This window comes from Nitrospira sp. BLG_1, from assembly GCF_047338595.1.
Lineage (GTDB): Bacteria > Nitrospirota > Nitrospiria > Nitrospirales > Nitrospiraceae > Nitrospira_D.
In genome coordinates this window covers 166,585-178,986 of record NZ_JBLFBO010000002.1, presented here as the reverse complement: position 1 = coordinate 178,986, position 12,402 = coordinate 166,585, and the positions used below count along the sequence as shown (strand labels likewise).

13 protein-coding genes are annotated in these 12,402 nt (G+C 55.5%); all 13 read left to right on the top strand.

Features of this window, described 5'->3' with window-relative positions; all coding sequences use genetic code 11:
* Nucleotides 1–26: 26 nt before the first annotated feature.
* Nucleotides 27–1,232 carry a putative lipid II flippase FtsW gene (ftsW, locus tag ACMTNU_RS03040; RefSeq protein ID WP_413933717.1) on the top strand — a complete coding sequence of 402 codons (1,206 nt, stop codon included), beginning with the start codon at nucleotides 27–29 and terminating at the stop codon, nucleotides 1,230–1,232.
* Complete coding sequence (gene murG, locus ACMTNU_RS03035) at nucleotides 1,229–2,353, top strand: undecaprenyldiphospho-muramoylpentapeptide beta-N-acetylglucosaminyltransferase (RefSeq protein ID WP_413933716.1); 1,125 nt, start codon at nucleotides 1,229–1,231, stop codon at nucleotides 2,351–2,353. The genes ftsW and murG overlap by 4 nt, the downstream gene beginning before the upstream one ends.
* A gap of 67 nt (nucleotides 2,354–2,420) precedes the next feature.
* Entirely contained in the window at nucleotides 2,421–3,806 is a 1,386-nt protein-coding gene (gene murC / locus ACMTNU_RS03030; protein ID WP_413933904.1) for a UDP-N-acetylmuramate--L-alanine ligase, read from the top strand.
* A gap of 6 nt (nucleotides 3,807–3,812) precedes the next feature.
* Nucleotides 3,813–4,757 carry a UDP-N-acetylmuramate dehydrogenase gene (gene murB / locus ACMTNU_RS03025; RefSeq protein WP_413933715.1) on the top strand — a complete coding sequence of 315 codons (945 nt, stop codon included), beginning with the start codon at nucleotides 3,813–3,815 and terminating at the stop codon, nucleotides 4,755–4,757.
* A gap of 21 nt (nucleotides 4,758–4,778) precedes the next feature.
* Nucleotides 4,779–5,765 carry a D-alanine--D-alanine ligase gene (locus ACMTNU_RS03020; RefSeq protein ID WP_413933714.1) on the top strand — a complete coding sequence of 329 codons (987 nt, stop codon included), beginning with the start codon at nucleotides 4,779–4,781 and terminating at the stop codon, nucleotides 5,763–5,765.
* Nucleotides 5,762–6,619, top strand: a complete 858-nt coding sequence (locus ACMTNU_RS03015) for a cell division protein FtsQ/DivIB (protein ID WP_413933713.1) — start codon at nucleotides 5,762–5,764, stop codon at nucleotides 6,617–6,619. The genes ACMTNU_RS03020 and ACMTNU_RS03015 overlap by 4 nt, the downstream gene beginning before the upstream one ends.
* Complete coding sequence (ftsA, locus tag ACMTNU_RS03010; protein ID WP_413933903.1) at nucleotides 6,619–7,860, top strand: cell division protein FtsA; 1,242 nt, start codon at nucleotides 6,619–6,621, stop codon at nucleotides 7,858–7,860. The genes ACMTNU_RS03015 and ftsA overlap by 1 nt, the downstream gene beginning before the upstream one ends.
* Nucleotides 7,861–7,922: 62 nt before the next feature.
* Nucleotides 7,923–9,119 (top strand): cell division protein FtsZ, encoded by a 1,197-nt coding sequence (ftsZ, locus tag ACMTNU_RS03005; RefSeq protein WP_413933712.1) that lies wholly within the window; start codon nucleotides 7,923–7,925, stop codon nucleotides 9,117–9,119.
* A 37-nt stretch (nucleotides 9,120–9,156) separates the two neighbouring features.
* On the top strand, nucleotides 9,157–9,912 hold the full coding sequence (gene pgeF / locus ACMTNU_RS03000; RefSeq protein ID WP_413933711.1) for a peptidoglycan editing factor PgeF: 756 nt from the start codon (nucleotides 9,157–9,159) through the stop codon (nucleotides 9,910–9,912).
* 83 nt (nucleotides 9,913–9,995) lie between these two features.
* Nucleotides 9,996–10,706, top strand: a complete 711-nt coding sequence (locus ACMTNU_RS02995) for a YggS family pyridoxal phosphate-dependent enzyme (RefSeq protein WP_413933710.1) — start codon at nucleotides 9,996–9,998, stop codon at nucleotides 10,704–10,706.
* Complete coding sequence (gene proC, locus ACMTNU_RS02990; protein WP_413933709.1) at nucleotides 10,699–11,517, top strand: pyrroline-5-carboxylate reductase; 819 nt, start codon at nucleotides 10,699–10,701, stop codon at nucleotides 11,515–11,517. The genes ACMTNU_RS02995 and proC overlap by 8 nt, the downstream gene beginning before the upstream one ends.
* Entirely contained in the window at nucleotides 11,517–11,813 is a 297-nt protein-coding gene (locus ACMTNU_RS02985; protein WP_413933708.1) for a YggT family protein, read from the top strand. The genes proC and ACMTNU_RS02985 overlap by 1 nt, the downstream gene beginning before the upstream one ends.
* 20 nt (nucleotides 11,814–11,833) lie before the next feature.
* Nucleotides 11,834–12,346: a DivIVA domain-containing protein gene (locus ACMTNU_RS02980; RefSeq protein ID WP_413933707.1), complete on the top strand. Its 513-nt coding sequence runs from the start codon at nucleotides 11,834–11,836 to the stop codon at nucleotides 12,344–12,346.
* Nucleotides 12,347–12,402 lie beyond the last annotated feature (56 nt).

Below are 12,402 nucleotides of genomic sequence, written 5' to 3'. Positions count from 1 at the left end.
ACGCAGAGGAGCATTGACACTGGGTGATGCCACAGAAAGCGGCTGGGAGCTTGGCTCTACCTTGGGATACGAAGGGCTCGCGGGATGCTCCGCGGGTCGGCATGGATCAGGTCTTGTTATGTGTAACGGTGATGCTGACGATCGTCGGCCTCATTATGGTGTTCAGTGCGAGCGCGGTGCTGGCAGGAAATCGGTATCACGATTCCTGGTACTACCTCAAACGGCAGTGCGTCTGGTTGATGGTGGGGTTGAGTCTTCTCCATGTACTGTCTCGTATCGACTATGTTTGGTGGAAACGGGTGTCCCTTCCGCTGCTTGGGGGCATGACGACACTCCTAGCCATGGTCCTGATTCCCTCGTTGGGGATAGCAGCCAATGGAGCCAGGCGGTGGTTAGGGGTTGGGCCGATATCAATTCAACCTGCCGAAATGTTGAAGCTGGGGCTGGTGATCTATCTTGCCGCGTATCTGACAAAAAAAGAACGCCGCATTCAAGACTTTCAGGCCGGGCTGCTCCCGGCACTGCTTGTGGTCGGATTCCTCAGCGGATTAGTTCTGATGGAGCCGGATTTGGGGACGGTCGTGGTGCTGGGGTTGGTCACGGGCAGCCTCCTCTTCGTGGGTGGCGCAAGTCTGTCACATCTGTCGACCATGGTGCTCTGTGCGGTGCCGATTGGGCTGGCGCTTGTCTTGTCCACCGAGTATCGCCGCCAACGACTCATGGCGTTCTTGCAGCCATGGAACGATGCATCCGATACAGGGTTTCAGATCACTCAATCATTTCTGGCGTTCGGCAGTGGCGGCCTCTTTGGCGTAGGATTGGGCGAAGGGAAACAGAAACTGTATTTTCTTCCGGAAGCACACACGGATTTCGTCTTGGCGCTCATCGGCGAAGAGCTGGGGTTCGTCGGTACCGGCGTCATTATCCTGTTATTTGTGCTCTTCATGGTCAGAGGGTTTCAGATTTCGACGCGCGCGCGGGTTCCATTTGGGCGGTATTTGGGAATCGGCATCACGACATTGATCGGGGTTCAGGCGTTAATCAACGCCTGCGTGGTGACCGGGCTCGTACCGACAAAAGGACTTACGTTGCCATTCGTCAGTTATGGAGGGTCCTCTCTTGTTGTCAGCTTGGCTGGCGTGGGAATGCTGTTGAGCATCTCCAGGGATCGCCATGCGGGCCGAGGGGAGATGGAACATCGGAGTGGGCATGGGTGGGCACGTGACCGATGACAATCATTATTGCCGCAGGAGGCACAGGGGGCCATCTTTATCCGGCCATTGCCCTGGCGAGAGAATTTCTGCGACGGGACTCTTCAACGAAAATTCTCTTTATTGGTACGAGTCGAGGTGTTGAGTCTCGGGTGCTCGCACATGAAGGATTTGAGCTGGCTTTGATTACGGCCAAACCGGTGATGGGGAAGGGATTACTCGATGTTGTTCAGGCTATGCTGTCGCTTCCAGTCGGAATCTGGCAATCATGGCAAGTCCTGAGACGGCGGCGGGCTGATCTGGTGATTGGTGTCGGTGGGTACACGAGCCCGACCGTGCTGATGGCGGCTGCGCTGATGGGAATTCCCAGAGTGATTTTAGAGCCAAATGCATACCCTGGCTTGGCCAATAAAGTGGTGGGTCCATTCGCACAACGGGTTTTTTTGGCGTTCGAATCGGCGGCTACGTTCTTTGATCGACGGAACGCCCAAGTTGTCGGCACACCCATCAGGCGGGAATTCCTCGGGCAGGAATCCGAAAGCCAGGGGACGGTCAAGGGGAACGGACGACACCTGCTGATCTTTGGTGGAAGTCAGGGAGCTCAGGCGATCAATAGTGCGGTTCTGGAAGCGCTGCCTTTACTTATGGCGCGCGTGCCTACTCTGACGATCACACACCAAACCGGTGAGGGAGACTATGAGCGGGTCAGAGAAGGGTACAGGGCGCTGGGGATTTCGGCTAACGTGGTCTCGTTTCTCTATGACATGCCGACTGTGTTGCGGACTGCGGATGTGGTGGTGGCTCGGGCAGGAGCTATGACGATCGCTGAGCTGACGGCTTGTGGGAAACCCGCGATCCTGATTCCGCTACCCACGGCCATTTATGATCATCAAATGAAAAACGCTCGAGCCATGGAAGCAGCTGGTGGTGCCGTCGTGCTACCGCAGTCAGACCTGACAGGGGCGAGATTGAGCGAGATAGTGGACACGATCGTTACGGACTCGAAGCGGTGGGACAGTATGCATCGTGGAAGTTTGGCGATGCGACGAATTGACGCCGGTGAGCGTATCGTCGATGAGTGTTATGCGATCATGGGAGTAAATCATGACATCAACCAATCTTTTAGAAAGGCCGGAGGGTAGGACGATTGGCGGATCAACGCTTGGGGCACGCGCTTCTACTGGCCGGCAACGGGTAAGTCGTATGGGAATGTTTCGCAAGGTCGAACAAATTCATCTTGTTGGAATCGGCGGAGCCGGTATGAGCGGCATCGCCGAAGTGCTGCTCACGATGGGGTATACCGTGACGGGGTCAGATCTGCACGCCTCGGAGACCACCAGGCGCCTGGAAGAGCTTGGGGGGAGAATCTTCATCGGCCATCAGGAGTCGAATGTGGGTTCGGCGCAGGTCGTGGTCATTTCATCGGCTGTAGCCGGAAGCAACCCTGAGGTGGTGAAAGCTAAGGCGATGCAAATTCCTGTGATCCCGCGGGCAGAAATGCTGGCAGAGCTTATGCGACTGAAATTCGGAGTCGCCATTGCCGGAGCCCACGGTAAAACGACTACGACGTCGATGGTGGCCACCGTGCTTGCGCAGGGCGACCTTGATCCAACGATGGTGATCGGTGGCAAGGTGAACGCACTGGGAAGCCATGCACGGCTTGGTCGGGGCGACCTCCTGGTGGCCGAGGCAGATGAAAGTGACGGGTCGTTTCTACGTCTTCCTCCCACCATTGTCGCCGTGACGAATTTGGACCGTGAGCACCTGGATCATTATGGGTCGATGGAACGAATCAACGAAAGTTTCCTCGAGTTTATCAATAAAATTCCGTTCTACGGGGTTGCGGTGTTGTGTGCCGACGACGACCGCCTCGCGTCGCTCTTCCCTCACGTTGTTAAGCGCTACTATACGTATGGACTTCGTGAGCGGGATGGAGTGGCGCCGGATTTTCTCGCGACGGACATTGTGCTCAAGCAGTGGGGCGCCGACTTCCGTGCACATTTTCGAGGGAAGAACCTTGGTCCGTTCCGGTTGACGGTGCCGGGGATTCACAATGTCTCGAACGCACTCGTTGCCATTGCGATTGGGATGGAGATGGATGTCCCGGTCGATTTGATTCGTAAAGGATTAGCGGCTTTTACGGGTGTTGAGCGCCGATTTCATTTGCGAGGCGAAGCTGGTGGGATCATGGTGGTCGATGACTATGGGCATCATCCTACGGAGGTCAAAGCGACGCTGGCTGCGGCTAAGCAGGGCTGGGATCGTCGATTGGTCGTTCTGTTTCAACCCCATCGATATAGCAGGACGAGGGATTGTCTTGGGGATTTCGCCCAGGCGTTTGACCATGCCGATGTCTTGTTCATGACGGACATCTACGCGGCCGGAGAACAACCTCTACCGGGGGTGACCGGAGCTGCGCTTGCTGAGACGGTGAAGGCGGCAGGCCATCCTGCAGTGACATTCATCGAACGCAAGGAGACCCTTCCGGATCAAGTCTTGCCGCATCTTCGTGAAGGAGATCTCGTCTTGACCTTAGGCGCGGGGGACATTTGGAAAGCTGGTACTGGAATTCTGGCACGGCTTGAGTCTACGTGATGATTCATGAAACGTACATCTCACAGGCATGGGACAACGGCGCAATATACGAGATTACAGCGAAAGATCCGGTCCGCTGTGGCTGGTCTTCGGGGGGGGGTTCGCTTCAATGCACCGCTGAGCGAGTACACTTCCTTTCGGATAGGCGGCCCAGCCGATGTGTTGGTGGAACCGGTGGACGTCGAGGATGTCATTCGGCTGGTTAGGCAAACGCATGAACAGAAGCTTCCACTCTTTGTGTTGGGAGGTACCAATCTCCTGGTTCGAGACAAGGGGATTCGAGGTGTGGTGGTCAGTTTGGCCAAGCTACGTGCGATCAAGGAGGAATCCGGGTCGGTGCTCTATGCCGAGGGCGGTGTCGGGATGCCGACATTGATTGGCCATGCCATCCGTCGCTCGTTGGCTGGATTGGAATGGGCTGCGGGGATTCCTGGGACGGTGGCGGGGTGCGTCGTGATGAATGCCGGGACGAGACTCGGCGAGATGAAGGATTCTGTCAAAGCTGTTCGCATTGTACTCACAAACGGTGAGGTGCTGGATTGTCCGGCGGAATCGATCTCATTCGAGTATCGGCGGGCATCATTGCCGGTGGGAATCGTGGTCGGAGTATGGCTCCAACTGAGGCCGGGAGTGCGGGACGACATTGAGAAGGTCGTGAAGGGTTATTTACGCTATCGGCGAGAGACTCAGCCACTGACGCTTCCCAGCGCTGGGTGTGTATTCAAGAATCCCGATAATGATTCAGCGGGACGGGTTGTTGAGGCGGCAGGGCTCAAAGGTATCTCAGTCGGAGATGCCTATGTCTCGACTAAACATGCCAACTTTATCGTGAACCAGGGGCGAGCGAGCGCCACCGATGTGCTCGCTCTTATCAAGAAGATTCGTGCCCAGGTCGCTCGGAAGACCGGGGTGAAGTTGGAGCTGGAACTGAAATTGGTGGGCCAGGCGTAACCTAGGGACATACTGATATCCATGGGCAGAATGACGGAAAAACGCATTGCGGTCCTGATGGGAGGTCGATCTTCAGAACGGGAGATTTCCCTGAAGACGGGCCAAGCCGTTCATCAGGCGCTGCTCCGTCAAAGATATGATGTGGTAGCCATCGACGTCGGCGATCGACTGTATCAAGACTTGAAAGAACAGGAAATTGCCATTGCCTTTCTCTCGCTTCACGGGCTGGGGGGCGAAGACGGCTTGGTCCAGGGGTTTCTTGAGACCATCGGGATTCCATACACGGGGTCAGGTGTTCGCGCTAGTGCTGTGGGGATGCACAAAGTGATGACGAAGACATTGTTGGCCGCACATGGCATCCCAGTTCCTTCTGGAACGGTCATCTATGAAGGGGAGAGGCCTTCGCTGGCAAAGGTTCTGAAGACGGCCAGGCTTCAGTTGCCGATTGTCGTCAAGCCGGTGTCGCAGGGGTCCACGATCGGCGTCACCATCGTGCGTCGCGCCACTCAGTGGAAGGAAGCACTTGCTGTGGCTCATCGCTATGATTCTGAAGCGATGGTGGAGGGCTACATCCCTGGACACGAGGCGACTGTGTCGATCCTTGGGACGGCCATGAACAAGGCACAGGTACTGCCGGCCATAGAAATTGTGGCTCCAGAAGGCTTTTATGATTTCTCGGCCAAATACCAAAAGGGTAAGACCCAGTATCTCTGCCCCGCTCCTCTTTCGCCAAAAGTGTTGCAGAAAATAGAGGAGTTGGCCTCCCGAAGTTACGAAATACTCGGCTGCGAAGGGGCTGCACGCGTGGACTTTCGTATTACGCCGCGAGGCCAGCCCTATGTATTAGAAATCAATACAGTTCCTGGCATGACCGCAACGAGTCTGCTACCGATGGCTGCCGCACAGGCTGGCATCGGGTACGACGACTTGGTCGAGCGGATCTTAGGGTCGGCGCTGGATCGTGCTGCTCGATGTGCTCAGCGTACCGAACTGGAATCTGTGTTATGAGAGTCTCTTTTAGAAAACGTCGAGCCGCGCCTGCCGCTCCGCGCCTGAATCAATGGAAGGATCCATCCGGGGAAAAGGCGGTGATGAAAATCGGGCGGATGAGGACGGCCAGGCGACAGGTCGCAGTGCGGATCGGGGTTCTTGTGACGGGTGTAGTGATACTGGGGTGGCTTATCACGATGGCCGTGACGTACTCCAGTCGTATAGTCCGTGAGTTGCTTGAGATCCACACGATCACCGTTGAAGGGGTGCATCATCTTGATAAACAGAAGGTGATTGAGCTGGCTCAGATTCAACAAGGGACGCCGCTCCATCAGGTTGTGCCTGCCATCGTCGAGGAGCAGATCAAAGCTCACCCCTGGATCAAGGAAGTTCAAGTTTCGCGGGTTCCGTTCCATGAGTTGAAGATCGCAGTGATCGAGCGAAAGCCTGCCGCCATCGTCCGGGCGGCGTCGCAGAACTTTCTGAGTGATGAAGAGGGCCATATCCTGACCAAGCTGGGGCAAGCTGATGATGATAAGTTTCCGCTGGTAACAGGAGTTGATCTCGAGGGGTTGCTGAAAGGGACCGATATGGTGCGACGCTCGATCATGTCTGGCATCGAACTCGCAAGAGTCATCGGGCACACCTTCGATGGGAGATTGCGGGTGCAGGCTGAAAGCCAAACAAACCTCGTAGCGCTCGTCCAGGGCGTTCGATTTCGATTTGGGGAAGAATCGGTCGAGGAGCAGTGGGAACGGTTCCAACGCGTCAAACCAACGTTGAAATCACTAAATTTTGACGGAGCGGGGCGCGGTATCAGTGAAGTGGATCTCCGGTACGACAATCGAATTATCGTACGGGAAGGAGGGTGATTGCGGTGCCGAAGCGAGATCAAATCCTAGTCGGACTCGATATCGGGACGACGAAGATCTGCGCGATCGTCGCAGAGATGACCGATGCGGGAGGTCTCAGCATTATCGGCGTCGGTATGAGCCCCTCACGTGGTTTGCGCAAAGGAGTCGTGGTTGACATTGAAAGCACCGTTGAATCCATCAAGAAGGCAGTCGAAGAAGCAGAGTTGATGGCGGCGGTTCAGATCAACTCCGTGTACACCGGCATCGCCGGCAGCCATATCGCGGCAGAAAACTGCAAAGGGGTCGTCGCGCTGAAACGCGCGGAGGTGACTCGAGAAGATATCCACCGAGCCATAGAAAGCGCCCGTACGCTCGCGGTGATCCCGCAAGAGCGAAGGATCCTCCACGTGCTACCTCGAGAATTCATGGTCGATGGTCAGGAAGGGGTGCGGGAACCGTTGGGCCTCTCTGGAAATCGGCTGGAAGTCAATGTGCACGTCATCACCGGAGCGGTGACGTCCGCGCAGAATATCGTGAAGAGTGTAAATCGGGCTGGGTTGGACGTAGTCGACATCATCCTTCAGCCGCTTGCATCCAGTGAAGCGGTGCTGAGCCAGGAGGAACGTGAACTCGGTGTGGTGATGGTGGATTTGGGAGGTGGAACGACGGACCTCGCCATTTTTTTAGATGGGAGTATCCGTCATTCGGCGGTGCTCCCAATTGGTGGCCAGAATTTGACCAAGGACCTAGCCATTGGTCTCTTGACGTCGCAAACCGAGGCTGAGAGGATCAAAACCCAACATGGCATCTCGAGAACCGAATTGGTGAGTGGTCATCAAGTCGTCCAGGTGCCTTCGGTAGGAGACCGTCCACCTCGGACGTTTTCACGACGGGATATTGCGGAGATCTTGGAGCCACGTGTTGACGAGATGTTTGAACTTGTTCGGAGAGAAATTACGCGTGCCGGATACGAAGGCATGTTGGGGGCCGGTGTCGTGATTACCGGGGGTACGTCGTTGCTGGAAGGGATGCCGGATGCTGCAGAGAAAGTCTTGAATCTGCCGGCACGTCGGGGGTTGCCATCAGGGGTAGGAGGACTCCGAGATATCGTTGGTCATCCCAGCCACTCGACCGGGGTTGGTCTCTTGCTTCATGCCAGACGACATGTCGATGAATTGGAAACCGCGGGGCTTCGAAACGGTGGGACGTGGGCAAAAAAAATGTTCGGCTGGACGAAACGGGTGTTGGAGGTCTTTTAACCTTATAAAACCCTTGCGGGCGTCAGGCGCTCGGTGTGCGGGTGATGCGAGGAGGTGCTCCCATGTTTTCATTTCAGGAAGATATGCTGTCACCTGTCCGGATTAAGGTGATTGGAATTGGCGGAGCCGGATGCAATGCAATCAATACGATGATCACCTCGGGACTCGCTCGTGTCGACTTTATCGCCAGTAACACCGATCTTCAGGCACTGGATCGCTCCCTGGCCCCGTACAAAATCCAGCTTGGGCCGGAGCGGACTCGTGGCTTAGGCGCTGGCGCGAAACCGGAAATCGGACGGGATGCGGCGCTTGAAAGTAAGGAGCATATCCGTGAATGCCTCGAGGGCGCGGATATGGTCTTTGTCACGGCCGGCATGGGGGGAGGAACCGGGACTGGAGCCGCCCCCATTGTCGCCAGCATCGCTCGAGAAATGGGGATTTTGACGGTAGGGGTGGTGACGAAGCCGTTTCAGTATGAAGGCCAACGGAGAAACAAACATGCCGAGGAGGGGATCCGTGACATGCGACGTCATGTCGATACATTGTTGGTCATCCCCAATCAACGGCTCTTGGGAATCGTTGATAAATCAACTCCGCTATTAGAGGCGTTCAAGGTGGCCGATGACGTCCTGCGGCAGGCCATTCAAGGTATTGCCGATGTGATTACGACGACCGGACATGTGAATGTCGATTTTGCTGATGTCCGCACGGTGATGTCACATACCGGGCGTGCCGTCATGGGAATGGGCATCTCACGTGGCCCGAACCGGGCGATCGAAGCCGCTCAGAAGGCTATGTGCAGCCCACTTCTTGAGGAGGGTAGTGTGGAAGGAGCCCGAGGAGTTCTCCTCAATATAACCGGCGGGGCTAGTTTATCACTGCATGAAGTTGAGGAGGCGGCTAGTATTATCCAGCAGACGGCGGACTCGGAGGCCAACATCATTGTCGGGCAGGTGATTAATCCTGATATGGGTGAAGATCTCATTATTACGGTGATTGCAACAGGCTTTGAACGAGAAGAAGATCAGCCTGCGGCTCCCATAGCAGGGGATCGGGGAGTGAATCGGCCTGCGAAGCCGATTCAGCCCATTCTGGCGGGGATGGTCGCATCCCTTGCGGCGGATCGCCCGACGAAAGATCTCGACCGACCCACATTTTTACGGCGTATGACAGAGATGCGAGACGCACCGGATCGTGCAGCAATGACGGCTGAGGACGAATGGGATGTCCCAACCTTTCTTCGTAAGCAGGCCGACTAGTCTCGGGTTGGGCAATATTCTCGGTCCATGAGACCTGGTGAGCATTGAGATGGTAAGCGCATCCGTGATAACGGTTCCGGCATTTACAGATACCGTGAATCAGGCGCACCACTTTTTTGGAACTAGGCAACACACCGTAGAGCACGACCTGAAAATCGGCATCCCCCTACAGGGCGTCCAGGGAGCTGCGCCTTCAGCCTGGATGCTGTCTGTCAAACAGGTTCATGGGACCGAGGCTCTGGTAGTGGATCGTGCGCTGTCAGCAGCCGACCGCTTTGAGGGAGGGTGGGATGCCTTGGTGACCGATCAGCCAGGGGTCATGGTGGCAGTGAGGACTGCCGATTGTGTTCCGATTCTCATGCATGATCCCACCCATGGAGTTGTGGCGGCAATCCATGCTGGATGGCGAGGAGCTGTAGAGGCGATCGTCCCAAAGACACTGGCGCTGTTGGAGGCACGTTTTGGTTCAAATCCTAAGCAGATACGGCTGAGTATCGGTCCATCGGCTGGTGTTTGTTGTTACGAGGTAGACGACCCAGTCCTTGAACGTCTTCGTCAGGGCGGGGGCAATTGGGAGAAGGTCGTTCGATTTCAGGGGGAGGGAAAGGCTAAACTGGATTTGAAGGGCCTTATTAAAGAGCAGGCAGTAGCCTATGGCGCCGCGCCACAAGCAATCACGACCGTGAATCTTTGTACGATTTGTCATGAGGATCTATTTTTTTCCTATCGGCGAGAAGGAAAAGTCAACGGGACTATGATAAGTGCCATTGGCTTGCCACCCAAGCGACGCTAAATCAGTCTCTGCCAATTCCTAGTCTAATCCGATACAATATGGGCGGCGTGCCGAAGGGTGCGCTGTAATTCGCGAGTGGGTAGATGGAATCGCCCGTCCAAGATACAATCGAAAGCAGAGTTCAGTCGGTGCTAGCCAAAATTCGATCGGCGGCAGAAAAGGCCGGCCGTCCCGCCAGCAGCGTTCGTCTTGTGGCTGCGACAAAGACTGTTCCTGTCGAGAAGATCGCAGAAGGGGTGCAGGCGGGTTTGGCGATCTTGGGGGAGAATCGCGTTCAAGAGGCGCTGTCCAAGATTCCTGCCTTCAATCCTGGTCCCGTCCAGTGGCATTTTATCGGGCAATTACAGCGGAGGAAGGTGCGATCCGTGATCGGTGTATTTGACTTGATTCACTCAGTCGACAGTCTGGAGCTGGCGCAAGAAATCGATCGCCGCGCAGGAGATGCCGGCCGTCGGCAGGATGTGCTGCTGGAGGTCAATATCGGAAACGAGCCCACAAAAGCGGGCTTTTGTCCGGACGATGTACGACAAGCCGTGTCAGAGTTGGCGCAACTTTCCCATATCCGTATCAAGGGATTGATGGCGATACCGCCTCCGACTATTAATCCTGATTCGGCCCGACCGTATTTCAGAAAGCTCGCTGAGTTAGCGAAGACGATTGATGCGCAACATCTCCCGTCAGTCAAAATGGACGAGTTGTCCATCGGTATGTCGAATGACTATGAAGTCGCCATAGAAGAAGGAGCAACGCTTGTTCGTGTCGGCAGCGCCATTTTTGGAGCACGACATGTCTAACTCAGTCGGTATGCATACTCTTGGGTTGATCGGTGGTGGGCGTATGGCAGAAGCGTTGATCAGCGGTGTGCTTACTGCCAGGTTGTTCGAGCCGGAACAAATCTGTGTGGCAGATCCAGACGTCACACGGCAGGATCATCTCAAGAGATATTATGGGGTTCGGGTGGGTCTCGTGAATGATGAGGTGGTACGTGCAAGTGATATCGTCATGCTCGCCGTTAAGCCGCAGGTCCTTGCCGACGTGCTCAGGGGGATGGGAACGGGTATCGGTCATCGGCTCGTCGTGTCGGTGGCTGCCGGAGTTCCCATCGGTCGGCTTCAGGAATTCCTTGGCTCTCAAACGTTAATTATTCGCGCCATGCCGAACACTCCGGCGATGGTTGGCGCGGGGATGACAGCATTGGCGGTCGGTCCAGGAGTTGGACCGGAGGCGGTTGCCCGCGTGCAGCAGATCTTTGACGCGGTTGGCAAAGTGGTTGTGCTTGAGGAGCGTCTTATGGATGCTGTGACTGGTTTAAGCGGAAGCGGCCCTGCCTATATTTTCCTCGCTATCGAGGCGATGGCGGATGGGGGAGTCAAAATGGGTTTGCCTAGAGAGACGGCAAGTATGCTGGCGGCGCAGACGGTGTTGGGTGCGGCTCGGATGGTACTAGAGTCTGGTCAGCATCCTGCACGCCTGAAGGACCAAGTCGCTTCTCCCGGAGGGACGACGATCGCCGGATTGCATCGGTTGGAGCAAGGGGGGCTGCGGGCTGTATTAATGGACGCAGTTGAGGCTGCGACAAGACGATCTCAGGAGCTTGGAAACTAATGTTTGTGGTTGGAAATACCTTGTTAGGACTGGCAACGGTGCTAGACTATGCCTTGTCGTTCTATAGCTGGATAATTATTGCACGAGCGCTCATTTCGTGGGTCAATCCGGATCCGTGGAATCCAATCGTCCAATTTCTCACGCGTGCGACGGAACCGATACTGGCTCCGATTCGGCGACGGGTCGGCTTGGGGATGGGAATAGACCTTTCCCCGTTGATTGTCATTGCAGCGATTTGGTTTATGCAGATTGCGGTCGTCCAGTCCATAAAGGACATAGCAGTACGGATGAACTGACGCAACCGATGGGGGATGGCATGAAGATCACACCGATCGACATTCAACAGATGGTATTTCAGGTCAAACTTCGTGGCTATGATCGTGAAGAGGTCAACCGCTTTCTGGAGGAGATTGCACAGACGGTTGAGTACCTGAATCGAGACAATGCGACATTACGCGAACGAATCTATTCGCTCGAACAACAGGTGACAGAACTGAAGCGGACCGAAACGACTTTATCCAATACCCTGGTTTCAGCACAGTCGCTGGCTGAGGACGTCAAACGTAGCGCTCAACGAGATGCGGAGCTGATTGTGAAAGAAGCGGAATTGAAGGCCAGCGAACTCTTTCGGCAAGCAAGGGTCGAGCTTGGAAATACCCAGCGGGATCTGTCCGTTCTGAAAAAGCAGCGCCTGCTGATGGTGGAGCGTATGCGAGCCACGCTCAGTACGTTCGAACGAATGTTGGATGTTGAAGCGAGTGAGGTCTACCAAGAGCATCACATTGTGCCGGAGGAAAAAATGGAAGGAGAGTCCAGCCCGCTGCGATGATTCGTTGAATCTCCTCGTCTAGCCGATGGTTTAGTTGTAACGCTGCGTTCGATTGG

Bases quoted from the DNA above. Each gene is read 5' to 3' on its own strand.
- proC (WP_413933709.1), top strand. From the start codon at position 10,699: ATGTCTAACTCAGTCGGTATGCATACTCTTGGGTTGATCGGTGGTGGG.
- murB (WP_413933715.1), top strand. From the start codon at position 3,813: ATGAAACGTACATCTCACAGGCATGGGACAACGGCGCAATATACGAGA.
- ftsZ (WP_413933712.1), top strand. From the start codon at position 7,923: ATGTTTTCATTTCAGGAAGATATGCTGTCACCTGTCCGGATTAAGGTG.
- ACMTNU_RS03015 (WP_413933713.1), top strand. From the start codon at position 5,762: ATGAGAGTCTCTTTTAGAAAACGTCGAGCCGCGCCTGCCGCTCCGCGC.
- ftsW (WP_413933717.1), top strand. From the start codon at position 27: ATGCCACAGAAAGCGGCTGGGAGCTTGGCTCTACCTTGGGATACGAAG.
- ACMTNU_RS02995 (WP_413933710.1), top strand. From the start codon at position 9,996: ATGGAATCGCCCGTCCAAGATACAATCGAAAGCAGAGTTCAGTCGGTG.
- murC (WP_413933904.1), top strand. From the start codon at position 2,421: ATGTTTCGCAAGGTCGAACAAATTCATCTTGTTGGAATCGGCGGAGCC.
- murG (WP_413933716.1), top strand. From the start codon at position 1,229: ATGACAATCATTATTGCCGCAGGAGGCACAGGGGGCCATCTTTATCCG.
- ACMTNU_RS03020 (WP_413933714.1), top strand. From the start codon at position 4,779: ATGGGCAGAATGACGGAAAAACGCATTGCGGTCCTGATGGGAGGTCGA.
- ACMTNU_RS02985 (WP_413933708.1), top strand. From the start codon at position 11,517: ATGTTTGTGGTTGGAAATACCTTGTTAGGACTGGCAACGGTGCTAGAC.
- ACMTNU_RS02980 (WP_413933707.1), top strand. From the start codon at position 11,834: ATGAAGATCACACCGATCGACATTCAACAGATGGTATTTCAGGTCAAA.